This window comes from Catenuloplanes sp. NPDC051500, assembly GCF_044454585.1.
In the GTDB taxonomy this organism is placed as follows: domain Bacteria; phylum Actinomycetota; class Actinomycetes; order Mycobacteriales; family Micromonosporaceae; genus Catenuloplanes.
In genome coordinates, this window is record NZ_JBITDX010000012.1 from 143,115 (window position 1) to 165,286 (window position 22,172).

General features: G+C 69.6%; 25 protein-coding genes. 14 read left to right on the forward strand and 11 right to left on the reverse strand.

Going from position 1 to position 22,172, the window contains the following annotated elements; all coding sequences use genetic code 11:
• Positions 1-8: 8 nt before the first annotated feature.
• The 8 genes from ACIA8K_RS24410 to ACIA8K_RS24445 all read right to left on the reverse strand — a co-directional run bounded on the left by ACIA8K_RS24410 (position 9) and on the right by ACIA8K_RS24445 (position 7,685).
• On the reverse strand, positions 9-935 hold the full coding sequence (locus tag ACIA8K_RS24410) for a type II secretion system F family protein (RefSeq protein ID WP_396062971.1): 927 nt from the start codon (positions 933-935) through the stop codon (positions 9-11).
• Positions 935-2,533, reverse strand: a complete 1,599-nt coding sequence (locus tag ACIA8K_RS24415) for a type II secretion system F family protein (RefSeq protein WP_396062973.1) — start codon at positions 2,531-2,533, stop codon at positions 935-937. The genes ACIA8K_RS24410 and ACIA8K_RS24415 overlap by 1 nt, the downstream gene beginning before the upstream one ends.
• Entirely contained in the window at positions 2,530-3,930 is a 1,401-nt protein-coding gene (locus ACIA8K_RS24420; RefSeq protein WP_396062975.1) for a CpaF family protein, read from the reverse strand. Before ACIA8K_RS24420 ends, ACIA8K_RS24415 begins: the two co-directional genes overlap by 4 nt.
• A 5-nt stretch (positions 3,931-3,935) precedes the next feature.
• Positions 3,936-5,138, reverse strand: coding sequence for a CpaE family protein (locus ACIA8K_RS24425; protein WP_396062977.1), 1,203 nt, complete (start codon positions 5,136-5,138; stop codon positions 3,936-3,938).
• Positions 5,139-5,168: 30 nt separating this feature from the next.
• Complete coding sequence (locus ACIA8K_RS24430; protein WP_396062979.1) at positions 5,169-5,903, reverse strand: Flp pilus assembly protein CpaB; 735 nt, start codon at positions 5,901-5,903, stop codon at positions 5,169-5,171.
• A 17-nt stretch (positions 5,904-5,920) separates the two neighbouring features.
• Positions 5,921-6,919 (reverse strand): pilus assembly protein TadG-related protein, encoded by a 999-nt coding sequence (locus ACIA8K_RS24435; RefSeq protein ID WP_396062981.1) that lies wholly within the window; start codon positions 6,917-6,919, stop codon positions 5,921-5,923.
• Positions 6,920-6,954: 35 nt separating this feature from the next.
• Positions 6,955-7,413 carry a TadE family protein gene (locus ACIA8K_RS24440; RefSeq protein ID WP_396062983.1) on the reverse strand — a complete coding sequence of 153 codons (459 nt, stop codon included), beginning with the start codon at positions 7,411-7,413 and terminating at the stop codon, positions 6,955-6,957.
• Between the two features lie 86 nt (positions 7,414-7,499).
• Positions 7,500-7,685, reverse strand: a complete 186-nt coding sequence (locus ACIA8K_RS24445) for a Flp family type IVb pilin (protein ID WP_033345576.1) — start codon at positions 7,683-7,685, stop codon at positions 7,500-7,502.
• 207 nt (positions 7,686-7,892) lie between these two features.
• On the opposite strand from ACIA8K_RS24445, the gene ACIA8K_RS24450 reads away from it, so the two are divergent.
• Genes ACIA8K_RS24450 through ACIA8K_RS24470 form a run of 5 tightly spaced genes read left to right on the forward strand, consistent with a single transcriptional unit; the run spans position 7,893 to position 11,502 of the window.
• Positions 7,893-8,345: a hypothetical protein gene (locus ACIA8K_RS24450; protein ID WP_396062985.1), complete on the forward strand. Its 453-nt coding sequence runs from the start codon at positions 7,893-7,895 to the stop codon at positions 8,343-8,345.
• Entirely contained in the window at positions 8,342-9,289 is a 948-nt protein-coding gene (locus ACIA8K_RS24455) for an FAD:protein FMN transferase (protein ID WP_396062987.1), read from the forward strand. The genes ACIA8K_RS24450 and ACIA8K_RS24455 overlap by 4 nt, the downstream gene beginning before the upstream one ends.
• 1 nt (position 9,290) lies before the next feature.
• Entirely contained in the window at positions 9,291-9,932 is a 642-nt protein-coding gene (locus ACIA8K_RS24460; RefSeq protein WP_396062989.1) for a ferric reductase-like transmembrane domain-containing protein, read from the forward strand.
• A gap of 44 nt (positions 9,933-9,976) precedes the next feature.
• Positions 9,977-11,266 carry an NADH-ubiquinone oxidoreductase-F iron-sulfur binding region domain-containing protein gene (locus ACIA8K_RS24465; protein WP_396062991.1) on the forward strand — a complete coding sequence of 430 codons (1,290 nt, stop codon included), beginning with the start codon at positions 9,977-9,979 and terminating at the stop codon, positions 11,264-11,266.
• Between the two features lie 2 nt (positions 11,267-11,268).
• Complete coding sequence (locus ACIA8K_RS24470) at positions 11,269-11,502, forward strand: ferredoxin (protein WP_396062993.1); 234 nt, start codon at positions 11,269-11,271, stop codon at positions 11,500-11,502.
• A 97-nt stretch (positions 11,503-11,599) separates the two neighbouring features.
• Here the strand turns inward: ACIA8K_RS24470 and ACIA8K_RS24475 are convergent, their stop codons facing one another.
• Positions 11,600-12,199 carry a TetR/AcrR family transcriptional regulator gene (locus ACIA8K_RS24475; RefSeq protein WP_396062995.1) on the reverse strand — a complete coding sequence of 200 codons (600 nt, stop codon included), beginning with the start codon at positions 12,197-12,199 and terminating at the stop codon, positions 11,600-11,602.
• Positions 12,200-12,304: 105 nt separating this feature from the next.
• Here ACIA8K_RS24475 and ACIA8K_RS24480 point away from each other — a divergent pair, with 105 nt between their 5' ends.
• The 4 genes from ACIA8K_RS24480 (at position 12,305) to ACIA8K_RS24495 (ending at position 15,459) form a co-directional block, all read left to right on the forward strand.
• Complete coding sequence (locus ACIA8K_RS24480; RefSeq protein ID WP_396062997.1) at positions 12,305-13,165, forward strand: ABC transporter permease; 861 nt, start codon at positions 12,305-12,307, stop codon at positions 13,163-13,165.
• Positions 13,158-13,919 carry an ABC transporter ATP-binding protein gene (locus ACIA8K_RS24485; RefSeq protein ID WP_396062999.1) on the forward strand — a complete coding sequence of 254 codons (762 nt, stop codon included), beginning with the start codon at positions 13,158-13,160 and terminating at the stop codon, positions 13,917-13,919. Before ACIA8K_RS24480 ends, ACIA8K_RS24485 begins: the two co-directional genes overlap by 8 nt.
• 236 nt (positions 13,920-14,155) lie before the next feature.
• Positions 14,156-14,755, forward strand: coding sequence for a sulfite oxidase-like oxidoreductase (locus ACIA8K_RS24490; protein WP_396063001.1), 600 nt, complete (start codon positions 14,156-14,158; stop codon positions 14,753-14,755).
• On the forward strand, positions 14,725-15,459 hold the full coding sequence (locus tag ACIA8K_RS24495; protein WP_396063003.1) for a ferredoxin reductase: 735 nt from the start codon (positions 14,725-14,727) through the stop codon (positions 15,457-15,459). Before ACIA8K_RS24490 ends, ACIA8K_RS24495 begins: the two co-directional genes overlap by 31 nt.
• On the opposite strand, the gene ACIA8K_RS24500 is transcribed toward ACIA8K_RS24495, so the two are convergent.
• On the reverse strand, positions 15,456-16,007 hold the full coding sequence (locus tag ACIA8K_RS24500) for a dTDP-4-dehydrorhamnose 3,5-epimerase family protein (RefSeq protein ID WP_396063005.1): 552 nt from the start codon (positions 16,005-16,007) through the stop codon (positions 15,456-15,458). The genes ACIA8K_RS24495 and ACIA8K_RS24500 overlap by 4 nt on opposite strands.
• A gap of 118 nt (positions 16,008-16,125) precedes the next feature.
• Between ACIA8K_RS24500 and rfbB the strand changes: the two genes are divergently transcribed.
• On the forward strand, positions 16,126-17,097 hold the full coding sequence (rfbB, locus tag ACIA8K_RS24505; RefSeq protein WP_396063007.1) for a dTDP-glucose 4,6-dehydratase: 972 nt from the start codon (positions 16,126-16,128) through the stop codon (positions 17,095-17,097).
• Between the two features lie 59 nt (positions 17,098-17,156).
• Here rfbB and ACIA8K_RS24510 read toward each other — a convergent pair whose 3' ends face one another.
• Complete coding sequence (locus ACIA8K_RS24510) at positions 17,157-17,888, reverse strand: polyprenol monophosphomannose synthase (RefSeq protein ID WP_396063009.1); 732 nt, start codon at positions 17,886-17,888, stop codon at positions 17,157-17,159.
• Between the two features lie 407 nt (positions 17,889-18,295).
• Between ACIA8K_RS24510 and ACIA8K_RS24515 the strand changes: the two genes are divergently transcribed.
• The 4 genes from ACIA8K_RS24515 to ACIA8K_RS24530 all read left to right on the forward strand — a co-directional run bounded on the left by ACIA8K_RS24515 (position 18,296) and on the right by ACIA8K_RS24530 (position 21,915).
• A complete protein-coding gene (locus ACIA8K_RS24515) occupies positions 18,296-18,694 on the forward strand; it encodes a DUF2809 domain-containing protein (protein ID WP_396063011.1) in 399 nt (132 codons plus the stop codon).
• Positions 18,684-19,442, forward strand: a complete 759-nt coding sequence (locus tag ACIA8K_RS24520; RefSeq protein WP_396063013.1) for a hypothetical protein — start codon at positions 18,684-18,686, stop codon at positions 19,440-19,442. Before ACIA8K_RS24515 ends, ACIA8K_RS24520 begins: the two co-directional genes overlap by 11 nt.
• A gap of 550 nt (positions 19,443-19,992) precedes the next feature.
• Positions 19,993-21,291: a DNA cytosine methyltransferase gene (locus ACIA8K_RS24525; protein ID WP_396063015.1), complete on the forward strand. Its 1,299-nt coding sequence runs from the start codon at positions 19,993-19,995 to the stop codon at positions 21,289-21,291.
• Between the two features lie 156 nt (positions 21,292-21,447).
• The gene (locus ACIA8K_RS24530; protein WP_396063017.1) at positions 21,448-21,915 is read left to right on the forward strand and encodes a very short patch repair endonuclease; all 468 of its coding nucleotides are present in this window, start codon (positions 21,448-21,450) and stop codon (positions 21,913-21,915) included.
• The last annotated feature ends 257 nt before the right edge of the window (positions 21,916-22,172 follow it).

Below are 22,172 nucleotides of genomic sequence, written 5' to 3' on the forward strand. Positions count from 1 at the left end.
CGGATGGTTCAGAACGTCTTGAGCATCGACAGGATGCCGGGTCCGAGCACGACCACGAACATCGCCGGGAAGATGCAGAACAGCACCGGGAAGAGGATCTTCACGGGCACCTTCTGGGCCTGCTCCTCGGCGCGCTGACGACGCTTGGTGCGCATCTCCCCGGCCTGCTCGCGCAGGACCGCGGCGATCGGCACGCCAAGCTCGCCGGAGTGGATGATCGCGGAGACGAAGCCCTTCAGCTCAAGCACCGTGGTCCGGTCCGCCATCGCGCGCAGCGCCTCGGTCCGCGACTTGCCGATCTGCATCTCCTGCAGCACCCGGAACAGCTCACGCACCACCGGGCCCTTGCCGTGCCGGGCCACCTGCGCCAGCGCGGCGTCGAAGCCGAGACCCGCCTCGACGCTGATCACCAGCGTGTCAAGCACGTCGGGCAGGCTGCGGCTCAGCTCCAGCTGCCGGGCGGCGGCCCGGTTGCGCACGATCAGGTCGGACGCGTAGAAGCCGGCGGCCGCGCCGAACCCGGCACCGAGCAGCGCGCCCTGCACGCCGTCCAGCAGCCAGCCGATGACAAGCCAGGTGAGGACGCCGGTGACAAGGCCGATGCCCTTGCCGCGCAGCACCTGCTCGACCGACAGGTTCGCCGGGTTGCCGGCGAAGTCGAGCTGGCGCTCCAGCCGGTGCACGCCGTTGCCGGGCGTCAGCACCCGGCCCAGGTGCTCCATCCGGTCGCCGGCCGCGCGCAGCCACGCCGGAACCCGGGAACGGCGGGCGCCCGGCTCCGCGCGGTGCGAGCCGGCCTGGGCCCGGGCCCGGTCGAACGCCTGCAGGGAACGCACCATGTTGCCGCCCGCGGTCTCCCGCGTGGGCACGGCGGCGAGCGCGACGGTGACCGCGCTCGCGGTGAGCGCGCACAGACCGGCGACGAGCAGCAACATCAGACCTTCACCTCGACGAGGCGGCGCAGCCAGAGCGCGCCGACGGTGAGCAGGACCGCCGCGACGGCGATCATGACGAGCCCGGTGGGCTCGGTGTAGAGCGGGCGGACGTACTCGGGCCGCAGCACCATGAGCACAAGCGCGATGACGAACGGCATCGCGAACAGGATGATCCCGGAGAGCCGGCCCTCGGCGGAGAGCGCGCGCACGTGCCGGCCGAGCTTCGCCCGCTCCCGCATGGTGTGCACAGCGGTCTCCAGCACCTCGGAGAGGTTGCCGCCGACCTCACGCTGGATCCGGATCGCCATCACGATCCAGCCCACGTCCGGGTTGTTGTTGCGCTCGCCGACCCGGTCCAGCGCGTTCTCCAGGTCGTCGCCAAGCCGGGTCTCGGACAGCGCGCGGCCGAGTTCCGTGCTGACCGGCGCCTGGCCCTCGCGGACCACCGCGTCGATCGCCTGGTTCAGCGTGAAGCCGGAGCGCAGCGCGCCGACCATCAGCCGCAGCGAGTCCGGCAGCTGGTCGGTGAACGCGCGACTGCGCCGGCCGGCCCGGAACGACAGCCACTGTCCGGGGCCGACCCAGCCGGCCAGCGCGCCGGCCAGCAGGCCGTACCACGAGCCGAACAGCGCGCCGAGCGCCACGGCCGAGACCACGGTGATCGTGATCCGGACCAGCAGCCATTCCGCCGGGTCGAGCGAGACGCCGGCCCGCTCAAGCGACAGCTCGATCGCGGCCCGCTGCTTCACGCCGAGCCGCGCGTCGAGCCGGCGCAGGATGCTCAGCACCAGCCGGGTCTGCGCGGTGAACCGCCCCTCGTCCGGGACGCTGCCGCGCACGTCGGTGAACTGCCGAAGCGAGTCCAGCCGGCGCTGGTACTCGTTGCGTTGCCCGCCGGACGTGAACAGCAGCCAGATCGCGATCCCGGCCGCCGCGGCCAACGCCACGCCCGCCGCGATCAGCAGGTTCCGGCCCGGCCAGGCCGCACCGCCGGCAGAGTCAAAATCAGAATCAACCGCAGCCGAGGGTACGACCGCGGGCGCACTCGCGGTCTTCTCCGAGGGAGACGCGGCGGGAGTCACGGTGGAGGTGGCCACCGCCGCCGGCGTCGTGCTCTCGGAGGTCGGCGTGCTCTCCGAGGCCGGCGTGCTCTCCGGGGTTTCGGTGCCCGGCGTCCGGGTGGTGCCCGCCTCCACGGAAGGCGAGGTTCCCGTGGACGGAGCCGCGGGTGTCCGCGCCCCCGCGAACGACACCCGCTCGGCCGCCATCGCGAAGTCGCCGTCGCCCGGCACCGCGAGCACGACCTGCACTGTCGCGTCCGTGCCGGCCAGCTCGGCCGGGACCTCCGCGCGCACCCGGCGCCCGTCAAGCGTCACCGGCAGGGCCCGGCCGCCGACGAGCACGCGCAGCCGGGACGCGTCCAGGCTGCCGGAGAGCCCGTCCGCGGTCAGCCGGAACGAGACCTCGCCGGGGGCCACCGCGGTCCGCGAGATGCTCAGCGTGACCGGGGCGGTGGACGGTTCCGCATGCGCCGGCGCCGCGCCCAGAACGAGCGACAACCCCAGCGCGGCGACGGTCAGGGTGGCCGCACGCCTCATCGAATGACTCCTCCGAACATCTCCGGGTGCAGCTGCACACCGTGCGTCTCGAACCTCTCCGTAAACGTCGGCCGCAGACCCGTGGAGTTGAGCGTCCCGCGGAAACGACCGTCCGCGTCCACGCCCGCGTGGTAATCGAAGACGAAGAGGTCCTGAAGCGTCACGATGTCCGATTCCATGCCGACGACCTCGGTGATGTGCGTGATCCGGCGGCTGCCGTCCTTGAGCCGGGCGACCTGGATGATCAGGTCCACCGCGGCCGCGACCTGGTCCCGGATGGCGCGGATCGGCAGGTCCATGCCGGCCATCAGGACAAGCGTCTCCAGCCGGGAGAGCGCGTCCCGCGGCGTGTTCGCGTGAAGCGTGGTGAGCGAGCCGTCGTGGCCGGTGTTCATCGCCTGCAGCATGTCGAGCGCGGCGCCGTCCCGGACCTCGCCGACGACGATCCGGTCCGGGCGCATGCGCAGCGCGTTGCGGACCAGGTCACGGGTGGAGACCGCGCCGCGTCCCTCGGAGTTGGACGGGCGCGACTCCAGGCGTACCACGTGGTCCTGGCGCAGTTGAAGTTCGGCCGCGTCCTCCACGGTGACGATCCGCTCGTCGTCCGGGATGAAACCGGACAGGACGTTGAGCGTGGTGGTCTTGCCGGAGCCGGTGCCGCCGCTGACCACCACGTTCAGGCGCGCCTCCACGCAGGCCTGGAGCACGTCCGCGGTCTGCTTGGTGAGCGTGCCGAAGCGGATCAGGTCCTGCACGGTGAGCGTCTCCGCGGCGAACTTGCGGATGGTCAGCGAGGAGCCGTCAAGCGCGAGCGGGGAGACGATGGCGTTGACCCGGCTGCCGTCCGCGAGCCGCGCGTCCACCATCGGGCTGGCCTCGTCCACGTGCCGGCCGACCCGGGACACGATCCGGTCGATGATCCGGCGCAGGTGCGTCTCGTCGGTGAAGTGCGTGTCCGCGGGCTGGAGTCGGCCGGCGCGCTCGACGTACACGCGGCGGGGGCCGTTGACCATGATCTCGGAGACGGACGGGTCGCGAAGCAGCGCCTCCAGCGGGCCGTGCCCGAGGATCTCGTCCACCGCGTCCTGGGTGATCCGTACCCGGTCGGCACCGGTCAGCGGCGTCTCCTCGCGGGCCAGCAGCTCCGCGATTGTCTGCCGGACCTGCTGCTCCAGGTCGTCCGCCTGGTCGATCTCGTTGTAGAGCTTCGGGCCGAGGATCTCGCCCAGCTCGCGCTGGATCCGCGCACGGACCTCGTTGACCGGGTCGGAGACCTGCCGGCCGACGGCCCGCGCGCGCTCGCCCACCGAGCGCTCCTGCGTGCCGGTGCCCTCGATGTTGCGGATGACGCCGGAGATGCCCTGCTGACGCGCCTGAATGATGTCTGCGAGACCCATGCTGATCAGCCCTTACGCGTGAGAAGGCCGCGGCGGCGGCGGGTGACGGGCGCCGCCTCCACCGGGGCGACGCCGGCGATCAGGTCGGCCAGGTTGCGGATGGCGATGCTCACCGGGTGGACGGGGTGGTCGATGACGAGCGGCATGCCCTTGTTCACGCTTACCGGTACGTCGCGGGAGGACGGCATCCGGATGTCGATCGCGGTGCCGATCGCCTGCTCGACGTCGCCGTGGCTCAGGCCCACCTGGGAGTCCGAGCGGTTCAGCAGCGTCCGGACCTTCTCCCGCGGGTACTGCAGCATGTCGAACATGTCGAGCGTGAGCCGGACGCTCTTCAGCGTGGGCAGGTCCGGGACCACGATCGGGATGTACCAGTCGGTCACGTCGAGCGCGGAGAGCACCTGGTAGCTGAAGAACGACGGCGTGTCGACCACGATGTAGTCGAACATCGTCCGGGCCACCGCCAGCAGCTCCGTGATCACCTCGCGGGTGACCTGGTCGCCCTCGGCCGGCGTGGTCGGTGCCAGCAGCGTGTCCACGCCGGCCCGGTAGTGGGTGAGCAGCGAGCGCACACCGTCCGTGTCGAGCCGGCCGACCATCGGGATCGCGTCCGCGATGCTCCGCTCCGGCGCCATCTGCAGCATGATGCCGACGTCGCCGAACTGCAGGTCCAGGTCGATCAGGCAGACCCGGCGGGCGCCGTTCGCGGCCAGCGCCACGGCCAGGTTCGTGGCGACCACGCTCTTGCCGCAGCCGCCCTTGCCGGCGAACACCGTCACGATCTTGGCATTGGTGGGCTCGCGCACGGTGGCGACCGACGGCGTGATCGTGGTGATCGCGTTCGACAGGTCGGCCGTCCGCTGGCAGGCCGAGGTCAGCGCGGCCGGGTCACGGACCGGGACCACCTCGCGGACGCCGGCCCGCAGCGCCTCCTGAAGCGTGTCCAGGTCGATGACGTCGCGTACGAGCACCACGCCGACGGACGGCCGGTGCACCCGGTGGTACGCGGCGAACTCGAGCACCGCGCCCAGGTCCACGCCGGCGCCGAAGATGACGACCTTGATGTCGGCCCGCTTGCCCAGCTCCGCGCCGAGCTCCGGGAACGACTCGACAAGCTTGATGCCGTTCGTCACGTAGTCGTCCGCCGGGACGCTCCGGAACGAGGAATTCGCCTCGAGGTACAGCGTGTGGATCAGGTTGATGCTCATGTCGCCTCGCTCCTTTCGCGCAGCACGGGTTCAGTCGAAGAGGGTGTTGTCACTGACGCCGTCGCCGATCGAGACCTTCGCGGACTCGTCGAGCAGCGCCAGGTAGAGCGATCCGGTCTGCGAGGCGTGCACCAGACGCTCGGCCTGGTCCTGGTCGACCGCGACGGTGAGCAGCATCGTCGAGTTCGGCGCGGCCTGGGCGCCGTCCTGCTGCACCGCGGTCACTGTGGCGCCCGCGCTGCCGCGCTCGCCCACGCCGATCACGTCGACCCGGGGGAGCAGCACGCGGGTGACCCGCCCGTCGCCACCGTCGTAGGTGTCGAAGATCGTGACCGTGGCACCGGGCCGGACATAGCCCGCGACCTGCGCCGCGGCCGAGACCTGGACGCTGATCGCCAGCTTCCCGTCCGGCACCGGCAGGCCGCCGGTCAGGTCAGTCCGCGCGCCGAACATGCCGGTGAGCAGCAGCTGGCTCGCGCCGACCTCGCCGGTGACCGCGAGCTGGTCCTGGTCGGCGGTCAGATCGCTCAGCGCGCCCTGCGGCACCGTCCCGGCCGGCATGGCGACCCGCTGGACCAGGCCCCTCTCCCGGATCTGCGCGCCGGTGGTGCCGGCCGCGATGGTGCCGGTGCTGACCAGCACCCACACCGGGTCGCTCTGGGCCAGCGCCCGGTCCTCGGCGCCGCGTACGTAGGCGACCACCGCGAACCCGCCGAAGGCCGCCAGTACGAGGGCGGTCATCACCGCCAGCATCCGTGTCTTCACGTTCTGTCCTTCGGTGGCTAGCCGTCGCGCTTGAGGTTCGTAACCCCATAGCTACCGGGAATGGACCGACTGAAACTGCCGTAGATCCAGGTCTGGCCGCCGAGCGCGGTGCAGGTCAGGCCCGATCCGGCCGGTACGCCGTTGCCGACGCCCGCGATGCAGTAGTTGGCCAGCTTGAACTGGGTGAATCCGACCAGCCGGAAACCGAGCACCGGGTCGATGTCGTTGTAGACCGGCATGGTGAGCGTGGCGCCGACCGAGTTGGTGATCACCGTGCCGCAGCCGTTGAGCAGCGACAATGCGGTCTTGTAGATCGGCAGGTTGAGCGTGGTCGTGCAGGTCAGCAGGCCGCTCAGCAGGCCGAAGGTGGAGAAACCGCCCATCGAGCCGCCGCCACCCGCCGCGGTGCCGCAGCCGGTGTAGGCCACGCTGCCGCGGAACTGCAGCCCGACCGGCGCGGACGTGTTCCAGGCGCAGGCCGCCACCGCGAGCGTGACCACGTTGATGTTCGTCAGGTTGATCGGCGTCCAGCGCACGCGCGAGCAGGCGCCGACCGCTGTGCCGTTGTTGGACGTGCCGCCGGCAAGTGCGCGCGCGAAGACCGGCGGCAGCAGCGTGGAGCCGTCCGGGTTCTTGGTGCTGGTCCACACCTCGACCCAGCCGAGCGTGAGGTCTGTGGGGCGGGTGCCGAGGCACTGGGTGAGACCGCCGTTCACGGCCGGGCAGGCCTGGGCGGTGTTCGCGGCGGCCGAGGCCTTTGGGTTGAAGCCGCAGATGCGCGACACCGTGACCGTGGCGTCGGACGCGTTCAGGGCGGCGTAGCTCTGCGCGCTGGCCGCGTAGGCGGTGCAGGCGATGGCCGCGACCGAGCACTGGTTGGCCACGGCCCAGGCGGCGGCGTCCGCGCCGGAGAGCAACTCCTCGCGCTCGCCGTAGATCCGGCCGACGTCGATGACGAGCGCGCCCATGCCGAGCAGCACGCCCGTGGTGAGCAGCACCGCTACGAGCGTGGTCACCGCTCCTTTATCCCGATTTTTCGGAAACAATCGGTTCAGCCGGAACACTGCATGACCCCCTTCGCCCGCTGCGTGAACCCGTTGGCCCCCGAGCTGTCGTTGCTGATCAGCTTCAGGATCGGGCCGAGCGGGGTGATCGGTGACCACGACTGGTAGACCGTCACGACCACGTTGACGCTGGGGTCCGCGGTCGCGGGGCACGCGGTGGGGGAGGGCGAGAACGACACGGTGATGCCGGGGCCGATCCGGTCGACCTGCGCCTGGACCGGCTGGTTGAACGCGGCGGCCCGGGCGCCTTCACGCGCGGCCTCGTTCAGGGTGATCTGGTTGGCCATCATCCGGCCGAAGTCGATGATGCCGAACACGATGGCGAGCAGCAGCGGAAGGATGATCGCGAACTCGACCGCCGCAGCCCCGCCGTCCGGCCTCCGCACCCGCTTCGGCCGGGGGGAGGCCGAAGGCGGGAGCGGAGGCACGCACGGGCGGAGCGTCATCTGTGGTACTCCTTCGCTCATGATCGGGTGAGGCGGTCTGCTTGGGTGACGGCGCGGACCGCCGATGCGAGATGAGCGTCCGTGCCTTACGGCGAGGGCGAGACCTTGGTGCTGACCTTGGTGAAGGTGGCGCTCAGGTTGCTGCCGACCAGGGTCACCCCGCCGATGATGACGACCGCGATGAGGGCCGCCAGCAGGCCGTACTCCACGGCGCTGGCGCCGCGGTCCGACTTGATGCGCTCGCGGATCATGACGCGCACGTAGTTGATCACTGGTGGCTCCCCTCGGGTGGCTGGCGGTGCGGCTTTTCCGTCCCGCAGCTTGGCAATCGGCGGTGCGGCCGCCCGGATCAGTCCTTTTGAGTTGCGGGTGGTTGCCGACGGGTCGCAAACCGGATCGGCGGCGCACGGAATGAACCCTTCGGTGGTCGTCGTCCGTACCTGGAGGTATCCGTCATCCGAGTGGGCGAAGAGGGAGTCATGGACAACACCGAACCCCGCCACGTCGACCGCCGCGATCAGGGCCTCCGCCGGCAGCGCCTGGTCACGCAGGCGGCCGCGGTCGGCGCGGCGATGCTCTCCATCGCATTCGGCTGGATCTTCGCGCAGAGCAGCAGCGCGTCAGCGGAGGAGAAGGGCTCCACCGAGCCCGCAGCGGTCGAGTCGTCGGAGAAGCCCGCCGCCGGGTCCTCCGCGACGCCCACCGGCAAATCCGCTGGCAAACCCGCCGGCAAGGCCTCCGAGAAGGCCTCCGAGAAGGCCTCCGAGAAGGCCTCCGAGAAGCCGAAGACCGAGGACGAGGATACCCAGCAGGCGGCCGAAGAGCCCGAGGACGAGGACGAGGACGAGGGTACGGCCGAGCTGTCCCCGCCGCCCGCCGCGCCCGAACCCGCACCGCAGCAAGAGAGCGACGCCACGTCGGGTGGCTCGTGACAGGCCTCCGGGTGGCGCCGTCCCGCGTCACCTTCCCGGTCTGGGGTACCACCGCGCTGCTGCTGGTGACGGAGGAGACCGCGCTTGCCGAGGCCGAGCGCATGCTGCGCGAGGAGCTGGACGCCATCGACGCCGCGTGCAGCCGCTTCCGCCCCGACTCCGAGCTGGTCCTGCTCACCGCGTACGCGGGCCGGGCCGCCTCGATCAGCCCGCTGCTCACCGAGATCCTCCAGGCCGCGCTGCGGGCCGCGTCCGCCACCAACGGGCTTGTCGACCCGACCGTGGGCCAGGCCGTGATCGACCTCGGCTACGACCGGGACTACGCCGCCATCCGCGGGCGCCAACTCCCCGAGGGCGAGCCGCTGCGCCCGGCCCCGGGCTGGTGGCGCATCCAGCTCGACCCGGACGCGGGCCGGGTGCTGGTGCCCCGCCGGATCCTGCTCGACGTGGGCGCGACCGGCAAGGCGTTCGCCGCGGACCGGGCCGCCGCGCGCATCGCCACGCTCGGCTGCGGCGTGCTCGTCTCGCTCGGCGGCGACCTGGCCACCGCCGGCCCGGCGCCCGAGGGCGGCTGGCTGATCAGCGTGGGCGACAGCCACCGCACGCCGGCCGGCGCCACCGACCCGGTCGTGTCGATCACCTCGGGCGCGCTCGCCACCTCAAGCGTCACCCAGCGCCGGTGGCGGCGCGGCGACCGGCTGGTGCACCACATCGTGGACCCGCGCACCGGGGACGTGCCGGCGCCGGTCTGGAAGACGGTGTCGGTCGCGGCCGGGAACTGCGTGGACGCGAACGCGGCCGCCACCGCGTCGATCATCCGCGGCCGGGGCGCCCCGCGCTGGCTCGCGAACCGCCGGCTGCCGGCCCGCCTGGTCGCGCACGACGCCGCGGTGACCACCTCGGCCGGCTGGCCCGGCGACGCGCAGACGGCGACGGTGGCCTGAGATGGACGGGCAGGTGCTCTGGTTCGCCGCGCGGTCCAGCGGCATGGTCTCGCTGCTGCTGATGACCGCCACGATCCTGCTCGGCATCCTCGGCCCGCTGCGCGTCGGCTCGGCGAGCTGGCCCCGGTTCGCGCTGGCCGGGCTGCACCGGAACATCTCGTTGCTGACAGTGGTGTTGCTGCTTGTGCACGTGGTGACGATCGCGCTCGACGACTACGTGCCGATCACGTTCGCGGACGCGGTCGTCCCGTTCGTCTCGCAGTACCAGCCGATGTGGCTCGGGCTCGGCGCGATCTCGTTCGACCTGATCCTGGCGCTGATCGTCACCAGTCTGCTGCGGTCCCGGATCAACCTGCGGCTCTGGAAGAACATCCACTGGCTGGCGTACCTGAGCTGGCCGATCGCGCTGGCGCACGGCATCGGCGTGGGCACCGACTCGACCGGGGCGGTCGGGCTGGTCATCGCCGGGCTGTGCGTGGCCGCGGTGCTGTTCGCGGTGGTCGTGCGGATCATCAAGCGGGACCGGCCGCCGATCGACTTCGCGCCGCCGAAGCCCGCCCCGGCGACGAAGCCGGTCGCCGCCGCCCGCCCGGCCCCGGAGCCGGTCCGGCGGCCCGGCGAGTTCTCCGCACCGACCCGCTGAATCGCGTATCTGCCGAAGCTCAGGGAAGGACCGACGTGACGCTCATGGCGGATCGGCCGCAGCACCGGGCCACCCGGCCCGCTCCCCGGCTGCTGCGCGCGGCCGGGACGCTTGAGGAGCATCGCGGCGTCTACGGTGACCTGCCGTTGCGCCGGTACGCGGGCGAGCCAGGCCAGCGGCAGCTGATCGAGGCGGTGACACGGGCCGGCCTGCGCGGGCGGGGCGGCGGCGGCTTCCCGACCGGGCTGAAGCTTGCCGCGGTGGCGGAGCACGGCCGTACCCCGGTGGTGGTCGCGAACGGCTGCGAGTCGGAGCCGGCCAGCAGCAAGGACCGGGCGCTGCTCACCTACGCGCCGCACCTGGTGCTTGACGGCGCGGTGCTTGCCGCGCATGCGGTCGGCGCGGACCGGGTGGTCGTCTGCGTGGAGCGCGGCGCCGGGCTTGCTGACCGGCTGGAGCGGGAGATCGCCCGCCGCCGCACCGACCCGGTCCGCTGGGAGGTGGCGCGGCTGCCCCGCCGGTACGTCGCCAGCGAGTCCTCCGCCCTGGTCAGGTACCTGAACACCGGCGACGCCCGGCCTACGTTCGCACCGCCGCGTACGTCCGAGCGGGGCGTGGGCGGCCGTCCCACGCTTGTCGACAACGTGGAGACGCTGGCCCACCTGGCGCTTATCGCGCTGCGCGGCCCGGAGTGGTTCCGCACTGTCGGCACGGACAGCGATCCCGGCTCGACGCTTGTCACGGTCGGCGGCGCGGTGCATCGGCCGGGCGTCTACGAGATCGCGCCCGGCACCCACCTCGGCGCGGTGCTTGAGCTGGCCGGCGGTGCCTCCGAGCCGCTCGGCGCCGCGCTTGTCGGCGGCTACTTCGGCACCTGGGTGACGCTTCCGGACAACGAGGGCCTGCCGCTGTCGCACGACCCGGCCGGCCCGTACGGCGTGACGCTCGGCGCGGGCGCGATCGTGGCGCTCCCGGCCGGCGGCTGCGGGCTTGTGGAGACCGCGCGGGTGGCCCGCTACCTGGCGGAGGAGTCGGCCGGGCAGTGCGGCCCGTGCATCTTCGGCCTGCCGGCGATCGCGGACGACATGGAGGCGGTCGCGTACGGCCGCTGCGACCCGGCGGTCCGCAGGCGCCTCACCCGGCGGCTCGCGGTGGTCAACGGCCGCGGCGCGTGCAGCCACCCGGACGGCGCGACGCGGCTTGTCAACAGCGCACTCGCCGCGTTCGCCGAGGACCTGCAGACGCATCTGGGCGGCTGGACCTGCCGGGGTGCGACCGCGGACCCGCTGCTCCCGCTGCCGGCCGCCCGCGACCGCGACGGGGCCTGGAGGTAGCCATGGCGAGGGAGTCGCAGGCCGAGGCCGGCCAGTACCTGCGCGTCAACCCGATCACCTGCGTGGCCCGGGGGATGTGCGCGGAACTCCTGCCGGAGCAGGTGAAACTTGACGAGTGGGGCTATCCGATCCTGAAGGGTGATCCGCTGCCGCCGCACCTGGTGGCGCATGCGCGGCGCGCGGTCGCGGAGTGCCCCACGCTTGCCTTGCGCGCAGATCCCACGCCCCGGGGGTAGCGGTGCGTTCGGCCCGGCCACCGCGGGACCGCGGCCCGCGGGAGCATGCGGGCCGGACCACCGCGGAAGCGGGAAGATCAGCTTGTGATGGTGCTTTCTAGCCGGGGACGACCGCGGCCACGAGCTTCGTGAGGTAGCCCTTCGGCAGCGGTGTGCGGACCACCGCGAGCCGCCAGTAGAGCGGCCCGATCGTCAGGTCCACGAGCAGGTCCGGGTCCGCGTCGGCGGGCAGTTCGCCGCGGGCGACCGCGCGTGCGGTGAGAAGCGCGCCCACCTCCCGCTGATGGGTGCGCAACGCGGCCTGCAGCGTCGACGCGATCTCCGGCGTGCGCGCGGCCTCGGCGAGCAGGTCCGGCACGATCTGGTTGGCCAGCGGGTGGCGCAGTGCGCGGGCGGCCAGGCCGAGGAACGTCTCCAGGTCGGCCCGCAGCGAGCCGGTGTCCGGCAGCACCGAGACGTCCACCGCGACGGATCCGACCAGGTCGATCACCATCGGGAGCTTGGAGCCCCAGCGCCGGTAGATCGCCATTTTGCCCACGCCGGCCCGGCGTGCCACGGCCTCGATCGACAGCCGCCCGTAGCCGGCCGCGGCGAGTTCGGCGAAGACGGCGTCGCGGATCGAGTCCGTCACGTCCGGGCGAAGCACCGCCGCACCGGCGGGTGGGCGCTTCGTGGCGGGGGGCCGGGCCGTTTCCATACCCGGGAGTGTAACGCCGGGACGAGACGGTTGCGTCTCGTCGTGCGCGTCCCCTAACCTCCGACGGGACGAGACGGTATCGTCCCGTCCGTAGAAAGGACGGCTATGGAGGCAGTGCAGCTCGCCCGGCAGCACGGGCTGAACCTCAGCGGACAGCGGCCGGGCGTCGGGGAGTACCTGCGCCGACTCTGGGAGCGGCGCGCGTTCATCGTCACGTTCGCCCGCGCCAAGGTCACCGCGTCCTATGCGTCCGCCACGCTCGGCTCGTTCTGGACCGTCATCACGCCGCTCGTCAACGCGGGCGTCTACTACCTGATCTTCGGCATCCTGCTCGGCACGGACCACGGCGTCGGCAACTTCATCGCCTACCTGTGTACGGGCGTGTTCGTCTTCCACTTCACCCAGCAGGTCGCGATGGCCGGGACCAGGTCGATCGCGGACAACCTGAGCCTGGTCCGCGCGCTGCACTTCCCGCGCGCGTCACTGCCGCTGGCGCTCACGCTTGTGCAGTTGCAGCAGCTGCTTGCCGCGCTGGCCGTGCTCGCCGCGATCGTGCTCGTCACCGGCGAGCCGATCAGCTGGTCCTGGCTGCTTGTGGCGCCTGTGGTCGCGTTGCAGACCGTGTTCAACGCCGGGCTCGCGATGATCCTCGCCCGGCTGGCCGCGCGCACCACGGACCTGAAACAGCTGATGCCGTTCGTGCTGCGCACCTGGCTGTACGGCTCCGGCGTGTTCTACAGCCTTGACAACGTCATCGACGGCGCGCCCGGCCCGCTGGCCATGCTGCTGCGGTGGAACCCGATGGTCGCGTTCATCGACCTGATGCGGTACGCGCTGATCGGCTCGCTGCCGGACGCGCGCATGCCCGGCCACCTGTGGCTCTCCGCAGGTCTCTGGGCGCTTGTCGTCGGCGTCGGCGGGTTCCTGTTCTTCTGGCAGGCGGAGGAGGAGTACGGCCGTGAGTGAGCCGACAGTGATCGTCGAGAACCTGGACGTGGTCTACCAGATCCGTGGCCCGGCCGGAGGGGCCGGCAGCCCGATCGCCGCACTCGGGCGGATGATGCTGCGGCGCGCCCGCCCGCCCCGGCGCGAGGTGCACGCGGTCCGGAACGTCACGTTCACCGCGTACGAGGGGCAGGCGATCGGGCTGATCGGCACGAACGGCTCCGGCAAGTCGACGCTGCTGCGCACGATCGCGGGCCTGCAGCCGCCGCGCCGGGGCCGCGTGTTCACCCGGGGCCAGCCGTCGTTCCTCGGCGTCAACGCGGCGCTGATGCGCGACCTCACCGGCGAGCGGAACGTGGTGCTCGGCTGCCTGGCGATGGGGATGAGCCCGGCCGAGACCCGGGCGAAATATCAGGAGATCGTGGACTTCTCCGGGATCAACGAGCGGGGCGACTTCATCTCGCTGCCGATGCGGACCTACTCGTCAGGCATGGCGGCCCGGCTGCGGTTCGCGATCGCGGCCGCGAAGACGCACGACGTGCTGATCATCGACGAGGCGCTCACCACAGGCGACGCCCGGTTCCAGAAGCGAAGCGAGGACCGGGTGCGAGAGTTGCGCGGCGCCGCCGGCACGGTGTTCCTGGTCAGTCACGCGAACCGGTCGATCCGGGACACCTGCGAGCGGGCGATCTGGCTGGAGTCCGGCGAGATCCGGCTGGACGGGCCGACCGACGAGGTGGTCAACGCCTACGAGGCGTACACCCGGAAGAGGTGATTGAGCTTGTGGTCGTCGCTTCGCTCCTCCGGGCTCGACGCCACGGCCTCAGAAGCCGGTGTCAGGCAGACACGTTCTTCGGCTGCCTGACACCGACTTCTTCGGGCGACCGCGCCTCACGTGGGCGGTCGGGTCCTTGGGTGAACCGGAGAAACCACAGACCAAGACCAGCTGTGGGTACGCGTTGTGCGCCACACACGTGACATGAGGGCGGTGGCACGCGGCATACTCCTCTGATGGCGACTCTCTCGCCCGGTTTTCGCGGGCGGTCCCGCGCGGCCGAGCCGAATCTTCCCCCCGGTCAGTATGTGGCGCACGACTTCCCGGTGCTGACCGCCGGTCCCACACCCCGCGTTCCCGCGGAGCGGTGGGAGTTCACGATCACCACCGAGACCGGTGAGAAGCGCACCTGGTCCTGGGACGAGCTGCGTGCGCTCCCGGCCGAGACGCCGACCGTGGACATCCACTGCGTGACGAAATGGTCGAAGTTCGGCACCAGCTGGAAGGGCGTCTCCCTCGACACGCTCTTCGAGGAGGTGGAGAGCGCGGCCGACTACGCGATGGCCCACTCCTACGGCGGCTACACCACGAACCTGCCGCTTGAGGACCTGCTCGACGGGCAGGCCTGGCTGGTCTACGACTACGACGGCGAGCCGCTGCACCCGGAGCACGGCGGCCCGGTGCGGCTGCTGGTCCCGCACCTCTACCTCTGGAAGTCCGCCAAGTGGGTGCGCGGCATCGACCTGCTGCTTGAGGACGAGCCCGGCTTCTGGGAGGCGGCCGGCTATCACAGTTACGGAGACCCGTGGCGCGAGCAGCGGTATCAGGGCGACTGAGCTGGCGGGAGGCCACGCTCGTCGCGGTCACGCCGGAGGGTGCGTCCGCGCGCACGCTTGTCTTCGACGTGCCGGACTGGCCCGGGCACCTGGCCGGCCAGCACGTGGACGTGCGGCTCACCGCGGACGACGGCTACACGGCGCAGCGCAGCTATTCGATGTCCGCGCCTGCAGACGGCACCCGGGTGGAGATCACCGTGCAGTCGGTGGCGGACGGCGAGGTCTCGCCGTACCTGGTGGACGTGCTGACCGTGGGCGACGCGGTGGAGCTGCGCGGGCCGATCGGCGGCTGGTTCGTCTGGCGGCCGGAGCAGACCGACCCGGTGCTGCTCGTCGGCGGCGGATCGGGCGTGGTGCCGCTGATGGCGATGATCCGTGCGCGGCGGGCGGCCGGCAACCGGTCACTGTTCCGGCTGATCTACTCGGTCCGCACGCCGGACGACGAGTACTACGCCTCGGAACTGCGGCGGCGGGCGCGCGACGATCAGGGCCTGGACGTCACGGTGATCTACACCCGGCACGGGGACGACGCACACCGGATCACCGTCGCGGACGTGAACACGCACGGCTGGCCGCCGGACCTGGAGCCCGCGTGCTTCGTGTGCGGCCCGACCGGCTTCGTGGAGACGGTGGCGGACATCCTGGTCGCACTCGGCCACGATCCGCGCCGGGTCAGAACCGAGCGTTTCGGCCCGACCTCTTAAGCGGGAAGGTTTCCCCGGGCGTCGGCGAGGAACGGCGCGGCGATGTCCTTGCCGGACAACAGGGGTGTGTCGGTGGGCCAGTCGATCGCGAGATCCGGGTCAAGCGGGTGGATGCCGTGCTCCGCGCCCGGGTTGTAGGTGGTCGAGACCAGGTACGTCATGATCGTGTCGTCGTCGAGAGCGCAGAACCCGTGCCCGAGGCCCTCCGCGAGGTAGACCGCGCGGCGCGAGGTGTCGTCGAGCACCACGCCCTCCCACAGGCCGAACGTCGGCGACCCGGTCCGCAGGTCGACCACCACGTCAAGCGCGGAGCCGCGCGCGCAGGTCACGTACTTCGCCTGGCCCGGGGGCACGTCCGCGTAGTGGATGCCGCGCACCACGCCCTTCGCGGAGACGGACAGGTTGCCCTGCATCATGGTGACCGGATGGCCCACCACCTCGGCGAGCTTGTCGAACCGGACCCACTCGGTGAAGCTGCCGCGCGGATCTCCGTGCACCACCGGCGTTATCTCGAACGCGCCTTCGATGCTGAGCGGGCGGATCTTCACCGGGTCTCCTGCCGATCGTGTAAAAATCTCACTGTAGCGAGCCTAGAAGCGGTTGATCGCCCCGGATAGTGGCTGGTCGGGGGAGGTGCGGGGGGCCGTTGACCGTAGGCTCGCCGTCATGAGGATTCTGGTCACCGGCGGCGCCGGATTCATCGGTTCCCACTTCGTCCGTGAGGCGCTCACGGACGCGTACCCCGAGCTGGCGGGCGCAACGGTCACGGTGCTCGACGCGCTCACCTACTCGGGAAACCGGGCCAACCTCGACCCGGTGTCCGGAAGCGACCGGCTGCGGTTCGTGCACGGCGACATCTGCGACGCGGGGGTCGTGGACGCGCTGATGGCCGAGACGGACGCGGTCGTGCACTTCGCCGCGGAAACCCACGTGGACCGCTCGATCGACGGCGGCGCGGCGTTCGTGCGCACAAACGTGCTCGGCACGCAGATCCTGCTTGACGCCGCGGTCCGGCACGGAGTGGGACGATTCGTGCACGTCTCCACGGACGAGGTCTACGGCTCGATCGAGACCGGCTCCTGGCGCGAGGACTTCCCGCTCGCGCCGAACTCGCCGTACTCGGCCGCGAAGGCCGGGTCGGATCTGCTTGCGCTCGCCTACCACCGCACGCACGGACTGCCGGTGCTCGTCACCCGCTGCTCGAACAACTACGGGCCGTACCAGTTCCCGGAGAAGGTCATCCCGCTGTTCGTGACGAACCTGCTGGACGGGCGCAGCGTCCCGCTCTACGGCGACGGCGGCAACGTGCGCGACTGGCTGCACGTCGACGACCACTGCCGGGGCATCGCGCTGGTGCTCGCCGGCGGCCGGGTGGGCGAGGTGTACAACATCGGCGGCGGCACCGAGCTGACGAACAAGGAACTCACCGGCCTGCTTCTGGAGGCATGCGGCAAGGGCTGGGACTCGGTGGAGCACGTCGAGGACCGCAAGGGCCACGACCGCCGCTACTCGGTGGACATCACCAAGATCAGTTCTGAGCTGGGGTACGCGCCGCGTCGCAGTTTCACGTCGGGCCTGGCCGAGACGGTGGCCTGGTACCGGGACAACCGCGCCTGGTGGGAGCCGCTTCGCGGATAAGACACCTCAGGGGGTACGAGCTGCTGCCCGTACCCCCTGATGGTCTTGATCTTCGCTTGTCAGACCTTGCGGCCGAAGCGCAGGCGCCACGGCATCAGCGCGGACTCGACCTGCACACCAAGGCTCATCTTGGAGACGCCGTCGGCACGCTCCTCGAAGCGGATCGGCACCTCGGCGATCTTGCCGCCCTGGCGGACCGCCCGGTAGTTCATCTCGACCTGGAACGCGTAGCCGTTGCTGTGGATCGACCCGACGTCGATGCTGCGCAGCGTCTCCGCCCGCCAGGCCTTGAAGCCGGCGGTCACGTCCTTCACGCCGAGGCGGAGAATCGTGTTCACGTAGAAGTTCGCCCAGGCGGAGAGCGCCTTGCGGTGCATGCCCCACTCGCCCGCGACCGCGCCGCCCTCGACGTAGCGGGAGCCGATGACGACCGCCGCGTCCGAGGTGGCCAGTTTCTCCACCATCACCGGGATCGTGGACGCCGGGTGGGACAGGTCCGCGTCCATCTGGATCACGATGTCCGCGCCCTCGTCGAGCGCCCGGCTGATGCCGGCGATGTAGGCGCGGCCCAGGCCGTCCTTGGTGGTGCGGTGCAGCACGCTGATCCACGGCGTCTCGAGCGCCATCTTGTCCGCGAGCTCGCCGGTGCCGTCCGGGGAATCGTCGTCCACGACCAGAACGTGGAGGTTCGGCAGGCCGAGGGCGGTGAGCAGCTCGACCAGCTTCGGAAGGTTGTCCCGTTCGTTGTAGGTCGGGACGACGACCGTGACCTTGGGGGAGATGTCTCCCATGTTTGCGCCCTCTTACCTGTTACTAGATCCGACATCCAGGCGACGGGACGACGCCGACGCCACCATGACCGCCACTTTCCAGACCGTCACCTGCAACCCCGAACCGTAACGGATGTCGCAAGAGATCGGTGTATGTGTGGTGGCAGTGCGCGGTCCTCCGCGCGCGCACACCGTACCGGTAGGCACCGTACCCGCTCCTCCCCGGCCCTCACCCCCACGCGTTACAGCCGTGCGACCTGCCACGATCTGGCCGTCCACCACAGCATCGCGCCGATCCGCCCGTGCTGGGGGCGACACGGTCAGCGGGCCGGCGTCACCGTACCCATGGTGACACCCGCGACCGGCAGGGCCAATTCCCGCCGAGTCTTCCCGGCCGCCGATGTCGTGACCATCGCTACGATCTCGCGATGCTCGTCCGGTCGCTCGCCGTACTCACCGCAGTTCTCGCCCTGGCCGTCGCTCTGAGTATTCGCTTCTTCGCCGATGGTGCGATCGAGCAGTTCTCCGGCACCGCGCTCTACGCCTCGATGGTCTACGCCGCGGTCGTCTTCCTGTGGCCGCGCCTGTCCCCGTGGAGCTCCGGCGCGATCGCGGTCGCCTTCTGCTGGGCCGTCGAGTTTTCGCAGCTCACCGGCATCCCCGCCGAACTGTCCGAACGATCGCTGCTGGCCCGGCTCGCCCTCGGCGTCCAGTTCGATCTCATCGATGTGTTCGTGTATCCCGCCGGAGTGGTCCCGCTCGTCCTGGCCCACGCGCTGCTAGCCTCGATGAATTCACGCAGGCGGGAGGCGAGCCGTGTCAACTGAGAGTAGCGGTGGCGTAACGGAGTTTCGGCCGTCGTCCTTCCCCTGCCAGCAGTGCCAGGCCGCCCCCGAGGACCAGCAGCTCGTCCGCGCCCCCACCGGCTGGGTGTGGCGCTGCCGCCGCTGCCACGGCGAGACCAGCCGCTCGCTGCCCTTCGACCCACGCGTCGCCCCCGACGGCCGCGAACAGGCCTGGGCCGCCATCGACTCGCTCTCCGTCTACGTCCCGATCCTCGCGCCGATCGACCGGGAGCTGATCTACGAGATCCTCCGGCCGTACTTCATGGCCGGCTGGTGCGTCCGCGACGTGATCTACGCCCTCAACTACCTGCCCGACGGCACCACCCACCCCGGCCAGGGCGCCGCCTGGATCCGCGGCGAAGATCCGGACCGCACGCTCTGGCGCATCCGCCAGCGGCTCCGGCGCTGGCGCTTCTCCGAACGCGAGGAGGGCGAGGACGTCATGCGCGGCCCCTACTCCGCCACCTCCCGCGCCATGGCCGACCTCGGCGCCGGCCAACGCGAACGCGCCGCCGCCCGCGACCTGGAATGGCGCGAGCGCAGCGCCGTCGCACAGAACGCCACCCACAGCGGCGCCCGCGACCTCGCCCGCCGCCACGCCACCATCGCGGCCAGCCTCGCCCGCGAACGCGCCAGCCGCGCCACCCAGGCCGAACTCCAAGTCCGCGCGGCAACGATCGCCCGCGGCCGCGAAGCCGCCGACATCTGGAACACGCCCACCGAGACCTGATCCCTAAACCATTTTCAGGTCGGCGGCGATGCGCTGAGGCGAGCGAATATCACCAGCCGCCTCGGCCGCAGCGTCGGCGGCGCGGTGGGCGTGACGGACGCCGTGGTGCGACACGCTCGTAGCCCTAGTCGTACACCAGCGCCGCGATGACGTGCTTGAACGCTGCTCCGGCGTGGAGTGCGCCGGTGCTCTACACCCCATATAAGGGCGCATAGCGGCAATTAGTCAGTAGTGCGAGGGCTAGGCGAGCCGAGTTCGGGCGTCCCGACTAAGGGACATGACTGCTGTCACGACACCTCTGCGGCGTAAGAGCTCAGGCGATGTCGCCGTGCCAATGTAGGTAGCTCTAAGTAGTTTTAATTGTACGCAGAGTACGCACTTATGGGCTAGAATGCTGCAGCGCAAACTCTGCCCTGCCGGCGGTGTCGAGTTCATCCCGATGAGCCCTGCGTGTGACGTATCGATGTCTAATATACGCCTCGCGGGGCGGGGCAGCGCGAGAGGGCGACGTGACTAATAAACAACATGCCAAGACTCCACGAGGAGTGCAGTGACTGAGCTGAGGGTCGTAGAAATTTGTGCTGGCGCAGGCGGTCAGTCATTAGGCCTGCACCTCGCAGGCTTCCAGCACGAGCTTGCTATTGAGCTAGACCCGACTGCCGCAGCGACACTGCGGAGGAATTTAGAGCGCCTGTCTGATCGAGACATGACGGATCGTGTAAAGGTGGGAGACGTCGCCGATGATCGGACGTGGAAGCCGGAGGAATTCCAAGATAAAGGCATCGCCTTGCTTGCCGGTGGGGTTCCATGTCCTCCTTTCTCTGTAGCGGGAAAGCAGCTCGGCAGTAGCGACGAACGAGACCTTTTCGCTTGGGCTGTAGAGGCCGCGGGACGAATTCAACCCGAGGCCGTACTTTTGGAAAATGTACGAGGCCTGAATGATGCGCGTTTTGCGGGCTATCGGCAAGCCGTCGTGGACAGATTTGAAGCGTTAGGTTATACGGCATTTTGGGAGTTGCTAGAGGCTCGCGATTTCGGAGTGGCACAGCTCCGTCCCCGTATGGTTCTAGTTGCATTGCGCCCCGAATACGTCAGCCATTTTGCCTGGCCGCAGAAGGTCAAGGAGTCTAAAACGGTTAGCGACGTAGTCGGGGATCTTATTACCGGTAATGGCTGGGATCCGCAATACGCCGAAAAATGGCGACAGGCTGCAAATCGTATCGCACCTACGATTGTTGGTGGCAGCAAAAAGCATGGGGGTGCAGACTTGGGGCCCACCCGAGCAAAACGGGCTTGGCAGGAGCTCTGGACCGACGCTCATGGTCTTGCGGATGCTGCCCCCGATGGGAAATGGAATATTGAAGATCATCCGAGAGGTCCCAAGCTGACGGTCGAAATGGTCGCACGCATCCAAGGATGGTACGGCGAGGAGTATCGCTGGGACTTCGAGGGAAAGAAGACGAGTCGCTATCGTCAGGTGGGAAACGCTTTTCCCCCGCCTGTAGCTCGCGCCGTTGGTGCATCTATCGTGCGCGCGCTCAATAAAGACAAATCAGTGCAAAAAGTTCCTGCGCCGCGGAAAGTTCACGACGAGGTGTACCGCTTGCTCCGAGATCAAGCGAAGCCAATGACCGCCGAGCTTATTCATGGCATGCTAGGTAGCTCCATGACTGTAGAGAAAGTGCATGAACGAATTGAGATCCTTGGACAGGATTTCGAGATCGAAGTACGGGAGCGTGCAGGCCGGAAGAGTTACCAGCTTGGAGAGTGGAAAGCCTTCCGCGGTCAGGAGAGCCACAGTCGGCACGCGGCCTTCTCTGAAGCGAAGTTGCGTTCCAAGGTCAGCTAGATTCCTGAGCTAACGTGGGACCTATTCATCGCCCGGTTATTTACCGATCGTGAATAGGTCTCGCGGTCGCCTTATTCTTCGCGTCCATAGCCATCGCGGCCGCGCATTGCGTGCGCCCCGAGCAATCTGCCGAAACTGATGGGACAGAGTGACAGTATGTCCGAAGAGGCCCGCGAGAAGGCTCGGGCGGCCGGCCTGCACCCGCGACCCATCAACGAGGGGCGCTCGCGAAATATGCAGGCGATTCGCCGCACTGATACGAAGCCGGAGATCCAGCTGCGGGCCGCGCTTCACAGACGGGGATATAGGTTTCGGAAGGATCTTCGTATTGACTTTGAAGGGGTGCGAGTGCGTCCCGACATCGTCTTTACCCGGAGGCGGCTAGCAGTCTTCGTTGACGGGTGCTTTTGGCATGTCTGCCCCATTCATGGGCGCCAGCCCACAGTTAATGACTGGTATTGGGCGCCAAAGCTACGGAGGACGATGGAGCGTGACCGCGCCGCGAATACTGCCCTCGAGGCAGTAGGCTGGTCGGTGGTACGTGTCTGGGAACATGAAGCGGTAAACGAGGCGGCTGACAGAATCGCAGCCATGCTCGCGACCGAACGATCCGATGCCACCTAGGGCAAATGGGTGGGTTGCCGGCACCCGCTGTCTTTGAAGCTCGAATTAGGCGACGCTACCGAAGCTCATCTGAACTGCAAGCTGCATGGAGGCCGGATCCTCGCCAATCGGGAGAGAGCTGGCGAGCAACCGTACTGACAAGTACCTGCTGGCCAACTTCGGCCGATCCATCCCTCCGCGCCCTTGCATCGTCAGAGTGAGCACATATCAGCCCAGGTGAGCGAGCAGCCCTAATCGGCAGCACGGCCATCCCTCGA